This is a genomic window from Saccharopolyspora sp. 7B (genome assembly GCF_020177435.1).
Taxonomy (GTDB): Bacteria; Actinomycetota; Actinomycetes; order Mycobacteriales; family Pseudonocardiaceae; genus Saccharopolyspora_C; species Saccharopolyspora_C gregorii.
Genome location: NZ_JAIUKC010000107.1, coordinates 1 through 14,481 on the forward strand (window position 1 = coordinate 1; position 14,481 = coordinate 14,481).

General features: G+C 73.1%; 14 protein-coding genes. 2 read left to right on the forward strand and 12 right to left on the reverse strand.

The window, feature by feature from the left end:
* The first annotated feature begins 245 nt into the window (after positions 1-245).
* Both LCD33_RS17305 and LCD33_RS17310 read left to right on the forward strand, forming a co-directional pair.
* Entirely contained in the window at positions 246-1,811 is a 1,566-nt protein-coding gene (locus LCD33_RS17305) for an AbgT family transporter (RefSeq protein ID WP_224978037.1), read from the forward strand.
* A 58-nt stretch (positions 1,812-1,869) separates the two neighbouring features.
* Positions 1,870-2,754, forward strand: a complete 885-nt coding sequence (locus tag LCD33_RS17310; protein WP_224978038.1) for a hydroxymethylglutaryl-CoA lyase — start codon at positions 1,870-1,872, stop codon at positions 2,752-2,754.
* 43 nt (positions 2,755-2,797) lie between these two features.
* On the opposite strand, the gene LCD33_RS17315 is transcribed toward LCD33_RS17310, so the two are convergent.
* The 12 genes from LCD33_RS17315 to LCD33_RS17370 all read right to left on the reverse strand — a co-directional run bounded on the left by LCD33_RS17315 (position 2,798) and on the right by LCD33_RS17370 (position 14,422).
* The gene (locus LCD33_RS17315) at positions 2,798-3,250 is read right to left on the reverse strand and encodes a MaoC family dehydratase (RefSeq protein WP_224956537.1); all 453 of its coding nucleotides are present in this window, start codon (positions 3,248-3,250) and stop codon (positions 2,798-2,800) included.
* 23 nt (positions 3,251-3,273) lie between these two features.
* Entirely contained in the window at positions 3,274-4,374 is a 1,101-nt protein-coding gene (locus tag LCD33_RS17320; RefSeq protein ID WP_224956536.1) for an acyl-CoA dehydrogenase family protein, read from the reverse strand.
* Positions 4,371-5,549 (reverse strand): acyl-CoA dehydrogenase family protein, encoded by a 1,179-nt coding sequence (locus tag LCD33_RS17325; protein ID WP_224956535.1) that lies wholly within the window; start codon positions 5,547-5,549, stop codon positions 4,371-4,373. Before LCD33_RS17325 ends, LCD33_RS17320 begins: the two co-directional genes overlap by 4 nt.
* An 87-nt stretch (positions 5,550-5,636) precedes the next feature.
* On the reverse strand, positions 5,637-6,389 hold the full coding sequence (gene fabG / locus LCD33_RS17330; protein WP_224956534.1) for a 3-oxoacyl-ACP reductase FabG: 753 nt from the start codon (positions 6,387-6,389) through the stop codon (positions 5,637-5,639).
* A 35-nt stretch (positions 6,390-6,424) separates the two neighbouring features.
* On the reverse strand, positions 6,425-7,633 hold the full coding sequence (locus tag LCD33_RS17335) for an acyl-CoA dehydrogenase family protein (protein WP_224967273.1): 1,209 nt from the start codon (positions 7,631-7,633) through the stop codon (positions 6,425-6,427).
* A gap of 1 nt (position 7,634) precedes the next feature.
* Positions 7,635-8,663 (reverse strand): phosphotransferase family protein, encoded by a 1,029-nt coding sequence (locus LCD33_RS17340; protein WP_224956530.1) that lies wholly within the window; start codon positions 8,661-8,663, stop codon positions 7,635-7,637.
* A complete protein-coding gene (locus LCD33_RS17345; RefSeq protein WP_224967274.1) occupies positions 8,660-9,319 on the reverse strand; it encodes an HAD family phosphatase in 660 nt (219 codons plus the stop codon). Before LCD33_RS17345 ends, LCD33_RS17340 begins: the two co-directional genes overlap by 4 nt.
* A 249-nt stretch (positions 9,320-9,568) precedes the next feature.
* A complete protein-coding gene (locus LCD33_RS17350) occupies positions 9,569-10,462 on the reverse strand; it encodes a TIGR03619 family F420-dependent LLM class oxidoreductase (protein WP_224956527.1) in 894 nt (297 codons plus the stop codon).
* 28 nt (positions 10,463-10,490) lie between these two features.
* Complete coding sequence (locus LCD33_RS17355; RefSeq protein ID WP_224956526.1) at positions 10,491-11,177, reverse strand: HNH endonuclease family protein; 687 nt, start codon at positions 11,175-11,177, stop codon at positions 10,491-10,493.
* Positions 11,178-11,258: 81 nt separating this feature from the next.
* Positions 11,259-11,777 (reverse strand): DinB family protein, encoded by a 519-nt coding sequence (locus LCD33_RS17360; protein WP_224956525.1) that lies wholly within the window; start codon positions 11,775-11,777, stop codon positions 11,259-11,261.
* Between the two features lie 95 nt (positions 11,778-11,872).
* Positions 11,873-13,201, reverse strand: a complete 1,329-nt coding sequence (locus tag LCD33_RS17365; protein WP_224956524.1) for an aminomethyl transferase family protein — start codon at positions 13,199-13,201, stop codon at positions 11,873-11,875.
* 135 nt (positions 13,202-13,336) lie between these two features.
* Positions 13,337-14,422 carry a winged helix-turn-helix transcriptional regulator gene (locus tag LCD33_RS17370; RefSeq protein WP_224956523.1) on the reverse strand — a complete coding sequence of 362 codons (1,086 nt, stop codon included), beginning with the start codon at positions 14,420-14,422 and terminating at the stop codon, positions 13,337-13,339.
* Positions 14,423-14,481 lie beyond the last annotated feature (59 nt).

Below are 14,481 nucleotides of genomic sequence, written 5' to 3' on the forward strand. Positions count from 1 at the left end.
GGGCGCGGGGGGGGGCGGGGGGGGGGCGGGGCCCCCGCCGCCGGGGCGTGCGGCCGGGCGCCCCCGCGCCGGGGGGGGGGCCCCGGGGCCCCGGGGGGGGGGGGCCCCCCGGCGCGGGGGGGGGGGGCCGACGGCGTCGCGATCGACCCGGAACGCTTCACCGCGCGCGGCCGGAGGACTAGGTTCCCCCCAGCGTCCTCCGGCCGTGCCGGGGAGCCGACCGCCGCCGCGCAGCTGGAGATCGCATGGCCGACACCGCCGCATCCGCGAAGCAGACCCGGCTGGACCGGGTGCTCAACCTCGTCGAACGGGCGGGAAACCGGCTGCCCGAACCGTTCCTGCTGTTCGCCCTGCTGTTCGTGCTCGTCGCCGTGGTCTCCACCGCGGTCGCCGCGTTCGGCGTCTCGGTGCGGATCCCGGGCGCCGCCGAGGACACGCCGGTGCGGGCGGCGCTGTCCGGCGAGGGGCTGCGGTTCCTGTTCACCGAGATGCCGGCGAACTTCATCGGCTTCCCGCCCCTGGAGACCGTCGTCACGATCATGCTCGGGGTGGGGCTGGCCGAGCGGACCGGGCTGCTCACCGCGCTGATCAGGGCCGCGTTCGGCGGGGCACCGCGCTGGGTGCTTCCCTACGCGGTCGGGTTCGTCGGGATCACCTCCAGCGTGATGGCCGACTCCGCGATGATCATCGTGCCGCCGCTGGCCGCGCTCGTGTTCAAGGCGGCGGGCAGGCATCCGGTGGCGGGGCTGCTCGGCGGGTTCGCCGCCGCGGGCGCCGGGTACTCGACCGCGCCGGTGGTGACGAGCCTGGACGCGCTGTTCTCCGGGATCAGCAACGAGGTCGCCTCGATCCTGCCGGACCCGGGCACGGCGGTGACGCCGGTGTCGAACTACTACTTCAACGCGGTGTCCTCGATCGTGCTGGCGCTGCTGGCCGGGTTCCTGATCGACCGGATCATCGAGCCGCGGATGGTGCGGGCCGGAGTGCCGCGGGAGGAGAGCGGGACCGGGACCGGCGGCGAAGCGCCCGAGCAGCTCACCGCCACCCTGTCCGCCGCCGAGCGGCGCGGGCTGTGCTGGGCGGGGATCGCCGCCGCCGTGCTCGTCGTGGCGGTGCTGGCGCTGGTGCTCTGGGCCGGTTCGCCGCTGCGCAACGACGCGGGCGGGTTCCTGCCGGAGTCGCCGCTGCTGGACTCGGTCACCACGCTGATCTTCCTGGCGTTCCTGGTGCCCGGCATCGCGTTCGGCGTGCCGTCCGGGGCGGTCACCGGCGCCGGGGACGTGCCGAAGCTGATGGCGGCGGCGCTGCGGGACCTGACCGGGTTCCTGGTGCTGGCGTTCATGCTCGGCCAGTTCATCGGCCTGTTCAACTGGACGAACCTGGGCGCGGCGCTCGCCGTCGGCGGTGCCGATCTGCTGCGGGCGCTGGGATTGGCGGGTTTCCCGGCGTTCCTCGGGTTCATGGTGCTGGCGTCGGTGCTGAACCTGTTCATCATCTCCGGGTCGAGCCTGTGGACGCTGATGGCGGCGGTGTTCGTGCCGATGTTCGCGCTGCTGGGCTTCGAACCGGGGTTCGCGCAGGCCGCGTTCCGGGTGGGCGACTCGGCGACGCAGATCATGACGCCGCTCAACCCTTACATGATCATTATCCTGGGCTACCTGCGGCGCTACGAACCGCAGGCGGGGCTCGGCACGCTGGTGGCGCGGATGGCGCCGTTCGTGGTGCCGTTCTGGCTGCTGTGGGCCCTGGTGCTGACCTCCTTCTACTTCGCGGACCTGCCGCTGGGGCCGGGCATGGGCATCAGGTTGTGAAGCGCCGCCGCGGGGAACCCTCCGGGCGCACCGTTCCCGGCGGCAGGAGGCGAGCGCGATGCAGCAGGCGGGTGTCCCGGCCCGGATCGAGGTCGTCGAGGTGGGCCCGAGCGACGGATTGCGGCACGAGCGGACCGCGATCGCCGCACCGGACCGCGTCGAGCTCGTCGAACGCGCCCTCGCCGCCGGACTGCGCCGCATCGAGGTCGCGGCGTTCGGCGCGGACTCCGGCGAACCGGAACGGCTGCTGGCGGCGCTGCCCCGGCCGGACGGGGTGCGGTACCTCGCGCTGGTGCTGGACGAACCCGGGCTCGACCGGGCCGCCGTGGCCGGAGTGGACGAGGTGAACGCGATCGTCGCCGCCACCGACGGCCACGCGGCCCGCACCCGGCGCAGCAGCACCGAGCAGGACCTGGCCCGGTGGGCGGAACTCGCCGCCCGCGCGCACCGCCACGGGCTGCGGCCCATCGCCACGATCGCGGTCGCGTTCGGCTGCCCGCTGGAGGGCGAGGTGTCCGCCGAGCACGTGGCCGCGCTGGCGCGCCGGATCGCCGACGCCGGGCCCGCCGAGATCGTGCTCGCCGACACCGCCGGTATCGGCGTGCCCACGCAGGTGGTGCGGGTGCTGGAACGCGTCCGGGAGGAGGCGCCGGGAGTGCCGGTGCGCTGCCACTTCCACAACACCCGCAACACCGGCTACGCGAACGCCGCGACCGCCTTCCTGGAAGGGGTGGCGGCGCTCGACGCGAGCATCGGCGGCATCGGCGGATCGGCCGAGGCGCCCGGATTCGGCGGGACAGTCGCCACCGAGGACCTCACCTACCTGCTGACCGGGATGGGCGTCCACACCGGACTCGACGCCGACGCGCTGGCCGCCGCGGGCACCTGGCTCGGCGAGCGGCTGCACCGCGACGTCCCCGCGATGCTCGGCAGAACGTCCTGAGCCGCGCGGGGGGGGGGCCCGGGGGGGGCCGCCCACCCCGGGGTCAGAACAGGACGCGGGTGAGGCCCTGGGCGACGCAGGCCGGCTTCTCCGCGCCGTCGATCTCCACCGTGGACTCGACGGTGAGCTGCACGCCGCCGTCGATCTCGGTGACCTCGGCGAGCCGGGTCCGGGACCGCACCCGCGCCCCGACCCGCACCGGGTTCGGGAACCGCACCTTGTTCAGCCCGTAGTTGATGCCCATCTTCACGTTCTCGAACCGGTAGGTCTGCGCGTTGAGCGCGGACAGCAGGCTCAGCGTGAGGAAGCCGTGCGCGATGGTGCCGCCGAAGGGCCCCTGCTGCGCACGGTCGGTGTCGACGTGGATCCACTGGTGGTCCAGGGTCGCGTCGGCGAACCCGTCCACCTGCTCCTGGGTGATGGTGAGCCAGTCGCTGGTGCCCAGCTCGGACCCGGTGGCCGCGCGGACTTCATCGGCGCTGGTGAACACGCGCATGGTCGCTCCTGTTCGAGGGGTTCTCAGGCGGGGAGGTCGGCGAGTTCCGCGATCCTGGCGCGGTGGCGGTCCGCGGTGCCGAAGGTGAGCTGGGCGCTCTTGGCCCGGCCCAGGTAGAGGTGCACGGGGTGCTCCCAGGTCATGCCGATGCCGCCGTGCAGCTGCAACGATTCCTCGGCGGCGAGCACCGCCAGGTCGGAGCAGTACGCCTGCGCGAGCGCGACGGACAGCTCGGTCTCGCCGTCCGGTTCCTCGCGGGTCAGCGCGTCGGCGGCGGCCCGCGAGGTGGCGCGCGCGGTGCTCACCCCGGACCACAGGTCGGCGAGCCGGTGCTTGACGGCCTGGAACGACCCGATGGCGCGGCCGAACTGGTGCCGGGTCCGCACGTAGTCCACAGTGGAATCGAGGCAGTGCTGGGCGAGGCCGACCTGCTCGGCGGCGAGCACCCCGGCCGCGGTGAGCAACGCCCGGCGCAGCACCGGTTCCGCGTCCGCGGCGATCAGCTCGCCGCGCGCTCCGGACAGCTCCAGGGTGCCGAACCGGCGCGTCAGGTCCAGCGGCGTCACGGGAGTCCGCACGACACCGGGATCGGCGGTGTCCACCAGGTGCAGTCCGGTGCCGTCCGGGCCCCTGACGGGCACCAGCACCAGATCGGCGACCTCCAGGTCGACCACCGCGGTCACCGAGCCGGTCAGCTTCCCGCCCTCGACGCGCACCCCGGACGGGAGCGGCGCGGACGGTGCCGTGGTGAGCCCGACCGCGACCGTCGCCACCCGCGCCCCGGAGGCGATGTCCGGGACCGGGCCGGTCGCCCCCGCCGCGTCGAGCGCGGCCGTGGCCAGCGCGGTCCCGAGGAACGGCACCGGCGCCACCGCCCGGCCGAGCTCCTCGGCGACCACCGCCAGCTCGCGGACCCCGGCGCCCGAACCGCCGGACTCCTCCGGCACCGCCAGCGCGGCCACCCCGAGCTCCCCGGCCAGCGTCCGCCACAGCGCCAGGTCGTAGGGCTCGCCGGATTCGCAGCGGGCGAGCACCGAGCCGATCTCGCAGCGGTCCCGCAGCACGCGACGCACCGCCGCGCGCAGGTCCTCCTCGACCTCGGTGTAGAGCAGGTCGGCGCTCATCGCGGCAGCTCCTTCCACGGCACGTCCTTGTCCGTGCGGATCTCCGGCGGCAACCCGAGGACCCGTTCGGCGATCACGTTGCGCAGCACCTCCGAGGTGCCGCCCTCGATGGAATTGCCCTTCGCCCGCAGGTACCGGTAGCCGGGGCCGCGGCCGGTGAAGTCGACGTTCTCCGGGCGGCGCAACGTCCAGTCGTCGTAGGCGAGGCCTTCCTCGCCGAGCAGTTCCACCTCGAAACCGGAGATCTCCTGGTTCAGCCGGGAGAAGGCCAGCTTCACCGCCGAACCCTCCGGGCCAGGAGTGCCGACCGCCAGCTGCTGGCGCAGCCGCTGCCCGGTGAGCCGGGTCGCCTCCGCCTCCACCCACAGCCGCAGCAGCCGGTCGTGCGCGCCGGGAGTCCGCGCCTCCGGGTGCGCGCGCCACTGCTCGGCCAGCACGCCGATCATGCCGGACTCGCGGCCCGCGCTGCCGCCGCCGATGGCGACCCGCTCGTTCATCAGAGTGCCCATCGCGACCTGCCAGCCCTGGCCGACCTCGCCGAGCCGCTGCGAATCGGGGATGCGCACCCCGTTCAGGAACACCTCGTTGAACTCGGCCTCACCGGTGATCTGGCGCAGCGGCCGCACGTCCACGTTCGGATCGGTCATGTCGCACACGAAGTACGTCAGGCCCTGGTGCTTCGGCACGTCCGGATCGCTGCGGGCCACCAGGATCGCCCACTGCGCGCGGTGCGCGAACGACGTCCACACCTTCTGGCCCTCGACGATCCAGTCGTCGCCGTCGCGCACCGCCCGGGTCGCCAGCGCCGCCAGGTCCGAACCCGCGCCGGGCTCGCTGAACAGCTGGCACCACACCTCCTCGCCGGTCCACAGCGGACGGAGGTAGCGGGCGCGCTGCTCGTCGGTGCCGAAGCGCAGGATCGTCGGCGCCGCCATGCCGAGCCCGATCCCGTTGCGGGACGGGGCGTTGTCCGGTGCGCCGGCGGCGGCGAACTCGGCGTCCACCACCGGTTGCAGCGCCCGCGGCGCGTCCCGGCCGCCGAGGCCCACCGGGTAGTTCACCCACGCGAGCCCGGCGTCGAACCGGGCGCGCAGGAACTCCAGCCGGTCACCGCCGGGATCGTGCTCGGCGAGGAAATCCCGCACCGCGGTGCGCAATTCGTCCGCATCGGTCATCTCAGCACTCCTTCTGCCCCCGGATACCTGAGCAAGCGAACCCCCGACGAGCGGGTGGACGCCCCGCGAGGCGCCCACCCCGGAAGATCAGTCGCGGGGACCGCCCGCCACGTAGAGGACCTGGCCGGAGACGAAACCGGACCGTTCGTCCAGGAAGAACGACGCCGCGTTCGCGATGTCGTCCGGCTCGCCCGCCCGGCCGACGGGGATGGTGGACACGGCCGCCTTCGAGAAGTCCTCGAAGCTCGCGCCGACCCGCTCCGCCGTCGCCTTCGTCATGTCGGTGGCGATGAACCCGGGTGCGATCGCGTTCGCGGTGACGCCGAACTTGCCGAGCTCGATGGCCAGCGTCTTCGTCAGACCCTGCAACCCGGCCTTCGCCGTCGAGTAGTTCGCCTGCCCGCGGTTGCCCAGCGCGGACGTGCTGGAGAGGTTCACGATGCGGCCCCACCCGGCCTCCACCATGTGCTTCTGCACGGCCCGGCTCATCAGGAACGCACCGCGCAGGTGCACCGACATCACCGTGTCCCAGTCCGAATCGGACATCTTGAACAGCAGGTTGTCCCGCAGCACGCCCGCGTTGTTCACCAGCGCCGTCGGGGCGCCGAGCTCGGTGGCGACCCGGTCCACGGCGGCCGCGACCTGGTCGGCGTCGCTGACGTCCGCGCCCACCGCCAGCGCCTTCCCGCCCGCCGATTCGATCGCCGAGACCGTGTCGGCGCAGGCCTGCTCGTCGAGGTCGATCACCGCGACGGCGAACCCGTCCTGGGCGAGCCGCTTCGCGGTGGCCGCGCCGATTCCGCGGGCGGCGCCGGTGACGATCGCGGTCTTGTTCGACATGGGTGGTTCCCTCACTTCGTCGTCGGGGGAGTTCTTCAGCGGTACTGCTTGAGCTCGCGGCGGGCCAGCGAACGGCGGTGCACCTCGTCCGGACCGTCCACGATGTGCAGCGTGCGGGCGTGCGCGTACAGCGAGGCCAGCGGCGTGTCCTGGCTGACCCCGGCCGCACCGTGCGCCTGGATGGCGCGATCGATGATGGACGTGACCATCTGCGGGACCGCGACCTTGATCGCCTGGATCTCGGTGTGCGCGCCCCGGTTGCCGACGGTGTCCATCAGCCACGCCGTCTTCAACGTCAGCAACCGGTTCGTCTCGATCGCGATGCGCGCATCGGCGATCCACTGCTGCACCACGCCCTGGTCGGCGATCGGGCCGCCGAACGCGGAGCGGGCCAGCGCGCGCCGGCACATCAGCGCCAGCGCGCGTTCGGCCATGCCGATGGCGCGCATGCAGTGGTGGATGCGCCCCGGCCCGAGCCGGGCCTGCGCGATCGCGAAGCCCTCGCCCTCGCCGGAGATGATGTTCTCGGCCGGGACTCGTACGTCCTCGAACACGATCTCGGCGTGCCCGCCGTGGTCGCCGTCGTGGTAGCCGAACACGTGCATCCCGCGCTCGATCCGCACGCCCGGCGTGTCCACCGGCACCAGGATCTGGCTCTGCTGCCGGTGCCGTTCGGCGTCCGGATCGGACTTGCCCATCACGATGAGGATCTTGCAGCGCGGGCTCATCGCCCCCGACGACCACCACTTGCGGCCGTTGATCACGTAGTGGTCGCCGTCGCGCACGATGCGGGTGCCGATGTTCGTGGCGTCCGAGGAGGCCACGTCCGGTTCGGTCATGCAGAACGCGGAGCGGATCTCGCCGTCCAGCAGCGGCCGCAACCAGCGCTCCCGCTGGGCGTCGGTGCCGAACTCGGCCAGCACCTCCATGTTGCCGGTGTCCGGCGCCGAGCAGTTGAACACCTCCGGCGCCAGGTGCGGGCTGCGGCCCATGATCTCGGCGAGCGGCGCGTACTGGAGGTTCGTCAGGCCAGCGCCGTGCTTCCCGGGCAGGAACAGGTTCCACAGGCCCGCGTCCTTGGCCTTCGCCTTCAGGTCCTCGATGATCGGCGCGTGCGCCCACGGGTCGCCCGCGGCGGCCAGCTGCTCGTGCAGCACCGGCTCGGACGGGTAGATGTGCTCGTCCACGAACTCCGCGAGCCTGCCGCGGTACTCCTCGGTGCGGGCGTCGTAGCCGAACTCCATGTCATGCCTCCTCGTCGAGAGCGGACAGGCCCTGGGCGACCAGGTGCGGGACCAGCGCCCCGATGTGCTCGAAGCCGTCCCCGACGGTCTGCCCGCGGGTGAAGCGGTAGTGGATGCCCTCGCTGATCACCGCGAGCTTGAAGAAGCCGAACGCCCGGTACCACTCGACGTCGGACAGGTCGGTGCCGCTGCGCTCGGCGTAGCGCTGCCACAGCTCGCGGACCGGCGGGAACCCGTACTCCGGGCCGATGCCCTTCGCGATCGGGTTCTGCTGCACGCCGTCCAGCCCCTCCCAGTACACCGCCAGCAACCCGAGGTCGGTGAGCGGATCGCCGAGCGTGGCCATCTCCCAGTCCAGCACCGCGCCGATCTCCAGCGAGTCGCCGACCAGCACGTTGTCCAGCCGGTAGTCGCCGTGCACGATGCCGGTGCGCCGGGTGGCCGGGATGCGGGCGCCGAGCAGTTCGGCGAGCCGCTCGATGCCGTCGAGGTCCCGGCTGCGGGAGGCGGCGAGCTGCTTGCTCCAGCGCCGCACCTGCCGCTCCAGGAACCCCTCGGGGCGGCCGAAGTCGCCCAACCCCACCTGTTCCGGGTCCAGCGAGTGCAGGTCGGCGAGCACGTCGACCAACCGCATCGACAGCTCGCGCCGCTGCTCGGTGCTGAGCCGCTCGGTCAGCTCGGGGGAGCGGTACACGGTGCCGTCCACGTGCTCCATCACGTAGAATGGGGCGCCGAGCACGTCCTCGTCCTGGCACATCAGGTAGGTGCGCGGCACCGGCACCGCGGTGTCCGCCAGCGCCGACATCACCCGGTGTTCGCGGCCCATGTCGTGCGCGGTCGCCAGCACGTGGCCCAGCGGCGGCCGGCGCACCACCCAGCGCCGCGCGCCGTCACCGACGACGTAGGTGAGGTTGGACCGGCCGCCCTGCACCAGTTCGCCGGTCAGCGGCCCGGTGACCAGGCCGGGCAGCTCCCGGTCCAGGTGCTCGCGCAGCCGGGTCAGGTCGAGTCCGGGCAGGTCGTCGCTCATGTCTCCTCCGCGGTGTCGAGTCCCAGCCGTGGCAGCAGCCCGCGGAGCTCGGCGCGGGTTTTGGCGGCGTCGGTGTGCAGCACCGCGCGCAGGCCGAGCTGCTCGGCGACCTCGACGTTCGGTGCGCCGTCGTCGACGAGCACGGCCTCCTGCGGGCGCAGGCCGAGCCGGTCCAGGGTGAGCTCGTAGATCCGGGGGTCCGGTTTGCGCAGGCCCACCTCGCTGGAGATGACGGCCAGCTCGAACATCCCCTCCAAGGTCTCCCACGGGTAGTTGTTGCCCCAGCTGTTCGACAGCATCGCCGTGCGCACCCCGGCGGCGCGCAGGTCGGCGACCAGCCGGTGCATCGCCTCGTCCGGGCGCATGTGCGAGAACATCCGCGCCATCAGGCCGTCCGGCGCGACGGGTTCGTCGTCCACGGTGCGCAGCCGGGACGCCAGCAGCCGGTCGAACTCGGCGCCGGAGAGCTCGCCCGTCTCCAGCCGGTGGATCGGCGTGCCTGCGGGGGCGCTGCGGGACAGCCATTCCTTCAGCGCGGCGGAGAACGTCTCCGGCTTGATCCGTTCGGCGCGGGTCCAGGCATCGATCGCGTCCCGGCCCCGCGTGGTGAGGACCCCGCCGTAGTCGAAGATCACCGCTTGGATCGAGGAGGCCATGCACCGGACCGTACCGACTAGCCGGTATGTCCGCTAGACCCTTCCCGCGGATCGTGGTCGGCCTGCTCGAGGGGTGGGGTGGCGGAACCTCAGCTGCCTTCTCGCTGCGGGATCTTTTTCCCGAGTGGCTCCGCCACGAGGGAAAAAGCTGTCCTCGCGAGAAAACAGCTGAGAACCCGCGGGTGGTCCTGCTGCGTGCGTGGTCGCTGCTCAGCGGCTTCGCCGCTGACAGGCGGGGCGCCGGGCTGGTCAGGTGGGGAAGGCGGTGCGGAGGCGGGCCGCGTGGTCGAGGAGTTCGGGGAGGGTGTCGCAGGTGGTGAACTGCAGGTCGACGAAGGCGTCCTCCACGCCCAGCTCGGCGACCGCGTGCAGGTGTTCGGCGATGTGCTCCACCGAACCCCGCGCGGGGCGGTCCCCGGGCGGCCCGAACTCGGCGTTGACGCGCAGCACCGTGCGCACCGGGTCCAGCCCGGCCTCCCGCGGGTGCTCCCGCAGCGCGGCGAGCTGGCGGCGCAGCGCGTCCAGCGGCAGGGCGATCGCCAGCCACCCGTCCGCGCGGCGGGCGATGCGCCGCAGCGCCGCCTCCGAACCGCCGCCGAGGTACACCGGCACCTTCCGCGTCGGTTTCGGCTGGAACTCGCCGGGGCTGATCGTCCAGAACCGGCCGCGGTGCCGCACCGGATCGGGTCCCCACAGCGCGGCGAGCACGTCGAGGGTCTCGTCCAGCCGGGCGCCGCGCTCCGCCCACGGCACCCCGGCCGCCAGGTACTCGTCCTTGGACCAGCTCAGCCCGAGACCGGCGATGAGCCGTCCCGAGCTGAGCAGGTCCAGGCCGGTGAGGGCGCGGGCCAGCGCGATCGGCGGGTGCAGCGGCGCGCTGAGCGTGCTGGTGCCCAGCAGCGGCGACCTCGTCACCTGCGCCGCGATGCTCAACGTCAGCAGCGGGTCGAGCGCGGCCCGCATCTGCGGCGGCAACGTGCCGTCCCCGCCGGGGTAGGGCGTGAGCAGCCGGTGCGGGGCGTGCACCCGTTCCCCGGCCCACAGGCTCTCGTAGCCCATCGCCTCCGCCTCCGCGGCGACGGTGCGCACGTGGTCGGGGTGGGCGAACGCGCCGAACTGCGGTAGTCCCAGGCCCAGGCGCATCTTCGCGCTCCTCTCCGCGGTAGGCGGATCAGCCGCAGGTCGCCAGCATCTGTTCCAGCGCCGACTTCTCCTCCGCGGTGACCGACAGCCCGTATCCGTGCTTCACGGTGACCCAGTCGGTGGCGTACTCGCACCACGCGGCCTCCACCGGCTTCCACTTCGACGGGTCCTTGTCGCCCTTCGACCGGTTGGAGCTCTTGTCTGCGGCGACGAGCTGCGGCAGGTCCATGTCGTTGGCGAACTGCTCGCGGCGCTCGGCGGTCCACTCGTTCGCCCCGCTGCGCCAGGCGTTGGCCAGCGGAACCATGTGGTCGATGTCCACGTCGGAGTCGTCGGCCACGGTCTCCCCGCTGTAGGTGCTGACCCAGCTGCCGGACGTCGCCTCGCAGGAGTTGTCCACCTGCACGTCCGTGCCGTCGCGGACCAGCACCGCTTCGCGGGTGTTGCAGTTCTTCCCCGCTTCGGGCGCTGGGATCCAGTGCTCGAAGCTCTTGCGCGAGTAGCCGTCCATCGAACCGGCCGGCTTCACCTGGAGGTCCGCGAGCTGCTCGGACGCCGCACCCGCCGATGCGGTGGACGGCGCCCCGGAGTCGGTGGCGAGCACCTTGTCCAGCGCACCGGACTCGAACACCAACCAGCCCAGTCCGATGATCAGTGCGGACACCACGGTGATCCACACCGGCGTCCGCTGCTTCTTCTGTTGTCCTGTCGACATGCTCGCTCCGGCTCCGATGTTGCTGTGCGCAGCCCATTCGATCACGGAGCGCCATCGGGCAGTACCGCCGTGCGCGGGAGATCACGCGGCGGACCGGTAGAGGTCGCGCAGCAGGGCGATCTCGCCGCCGTGGTGGAACAGCTCCCGGTTCAGGTGCAGCACCAGTGTCAGGTAGGTCCGGTCGGCGTGCGGGCCTTCCGCGGGCCCCACCGGTTGCGTCCAGCGCTCGGCGGGCATCGAGCCGATCCCGTCCCGCCACAGCACGTGCTGCCGGTCCAGGTGGGCGAGCGCCGCCGCCGCGGAAGCCGGGTAGTCGTGGTGGTCGATCCGGTACGAGCCGTCGCCGAAGTGGTTCGACACCCGCATCGCGAACACGTGGTCGGCGACGTGGCACAACCGCCACGCGATCGTCGTGAACGGCGGCGGATCGGGAGCGGGGAAGGAGAAGTCGAACTCCCAGCCGCGCCCGGTCTCGCGCACCGACCAGCAGCCCGGGACCGGTTCGCGGAAGTACTCCTCGTCGGTGAGGCCGTCCAGCCGCGGCCGCCACTGCTCCCAGTAGAGGTCCAGCTGGTCCAGCGCCTCGTCGCGGAAGTCCATGCGCGGCAGCGTAATCGGCGCTCCCGGCGCGCCGCCGTCCGGCGAGCCCGCCGACGAGGTGGAGCGCGGCGGTCGTCCCGGAGCGGCCGCGCGGTTCAGGGGTTCAGCCGGTAGCGGGTGCGGGCGTGCTCGCCGTAGGGCGCCGGGTGGACCGTCGCGCGGATGCGCGGGAAGCCGAGGTCGGCGTCGGGATCGGTACCGGGACCGGGGTGCTCGCCCCAGGCGACGTGCACTCCGGTGCCCGGCCGGGCGTGCTCCCGGTCGACCAGCGCGAGCGACAGGACCGTTCCGGCCGGGTCGAAGGAATCGGTCTGGTGGGTGACGCCCACCAGCGCGCCGTCCACCTCGACCCGGTTGCGGGCGTAGCCGTGCACGAAGCCGTCGCCGAGCACCGCCCGCACGTCGGCCGGATCGAACTCCAGCGTGACCTTGGTGCGGCGGACGTCGTCCTTCGCCGCCCGCAGCGCGTCGCGGCCGATGAACTCGTGGTCGAACGAGATCGACCGGCCGTAGCCGAGCTCGTAGGGCGTGCAGTAGTGGTCTTCGATGTCGGGGGAGAAGAAGCTGCCGGTCAGCGGCCGGACTCCCTCGTAGCTGCGCAGCGGCAGGTGCTCGCGGTACCCGGACAGCTCCGGAGCGGTGTAGATCGCCGGGGTCGGGCTCGGGATCCACCCGCTGTCCATGCTGGCCGTCGGGTACGCGAGCCCGCCGACGCGGACCAGGCCGAACCGCTCACCGGCGCGCAGCAGCGCCTCTTCCACGGCCGCGCCGTGCCGCCACTCGCCGAAGAACTCGAAGCCGGGCTGCCCGGCCATCCCGTGCCGCAGGGCGCGGAACCGCCGCCCGCGCAGCTCCACCGGGGCGGTGTGGAAGAACCTGATCGGCGGCAGCGGGCCGCCGAACACCGCTGCCACCAGTTCGCCCGCCAGCGGCCCCTGGACCTGGTACCGGAACAGCCGCGGCGGGCCGCCGCCCCGATGCCGGGAATCGGGGTCGGTGCTGAACTCCACGTCGTACCCGCCGCGCGCACCGTGGTACCCGACCCAGTTCTGCGCGGCGGGCACCCCGCTGAGCAGGTAGCGCTGCTCGGCTTCGCGCAGCAGGATGCCGTCGGTGATGATGTTGCCGTCCGGCGCCACCGGGACGAACTGCTTGGCCCGCCCGACCGCGAAGTCGCGGTAGTCGTTCGCGCTCACCTCGGACAGCAGGCGCGTGGCGTCCGGTCCTTCGACCACAGTGTCGGACATGTGGTGGGAGAGGTCGGACAGCGCGACGGCGGAATGCCAGGCGTGCTGCTCCTGCCGCCAGCCCGCGTGCTCGGGTTCGACGACCGGCGGTGTCCACGGTGCGTCGTCCGGGCGCCACAGCAGGTCGACGGGTGAACCCGCCTCGTTGATGCCGTCTTGCAGGCTGGGTGTCGTCACCCACCGAGGATCGGCCGGGGACCCGCGTGATCGCCACGACGCGGTGCCGATCGGGCCGGAACCTCCACCGCGGTGGCCGGGGGCGGTGGTGTTCCGCTGCGCGAGCGGCCCGCGCGGAGGGAATCCGCCACCGGGTCACATCGGCACCAACCGGCCGTGCGTGATCAGGGATCCCGCCTGCTTGACGCGCCTGCCCCGGATGCTCACCTGGTGGCCGAGGATCCCGGGAATGGCCGCGACCTGCGAGGTCAGGTAGCGGTAGAGGTGCTCGGCGTCCCGGCACACCACGATCGCGACGAGGTTGTGCGCCCCGCTGATGGCACCGGCGTACGCCGTCTCGGCGTGACCGGCGAGCGCCGTCCCCGCCCGTTCCAGGTCCGCGGGCGCGACGCGCAGCAGCAGCGTGGCGTGGAGGTGGAAGCCGAGCTTGTCGGGGAGCAGGTCGACGCCGTAGGCCAGCGCCCCGCACGACCGCAGCACGTCCATCCGGCGGGCCACCCGGTTCGGCGGCCAGCCGGTGGTCGCGGCGAGCTCGGCGCGCGTGGCCCGGCCGTCCTCGGCGAGCGCCGCCAGCAGCGGCGCGTCCGCATCGGACGGGCCGCCCGGGCTCGAACCGGCCGGTCTCGACCTGCCGGGGCTCGAACCGGCCGAGCTCGAACCGCCTGGGCTCGGCTCGTCAGGGCTGGGTTCGCCCGAGGTCGAACCGTCCGGGCTCGGTTCGCCCGAGGCACCGGCGGCGAGGCGGCGGAGCCCGTCCGGTGCGAAATCCGGGGCGAACCCGGTCCACTCGGCAGTGCCGGGCTCGCCGAACGGGTGGAGCAGCAGGTCGATGCTCAGGTCCAGCACGGACGAAGCCCTGGGCAGTCGTTGCAGGAGCAGGTCGTCGTGCCAGGCGCCGACGGGGGAGCGGACGATGCACACGATCTCGGAGCCGCCGGACGCCAGCGCGAGGTAGGCGACGTCGGAACGGCGGGCCAGCGATCCCGCCAGCGGCTCCACCCGGTCCGGCCGGCAGCGGATGCGGGCGAGCCAGCGCGCGTCGCCCGGCCCGCCAGGGCGGACCAGGCCGACGACGCGCACCACGCCGTCGCGGCGCAGCGCCCGGTAGCACCGGGCGGCGGTCTGCTCGGAAACCCCGGCCACGTCGGCGATCCGCCGGAACGAGGCGCGCGGTGAGCACTGCAGCGCGCGGAGGACCTTGCCGTCGACCGGATCGATCATGGCGGGATCGTGCCAGCACGTGCCGGTCGGCCCTCGGCGCCCTCGGCGTGCCCGGCGAT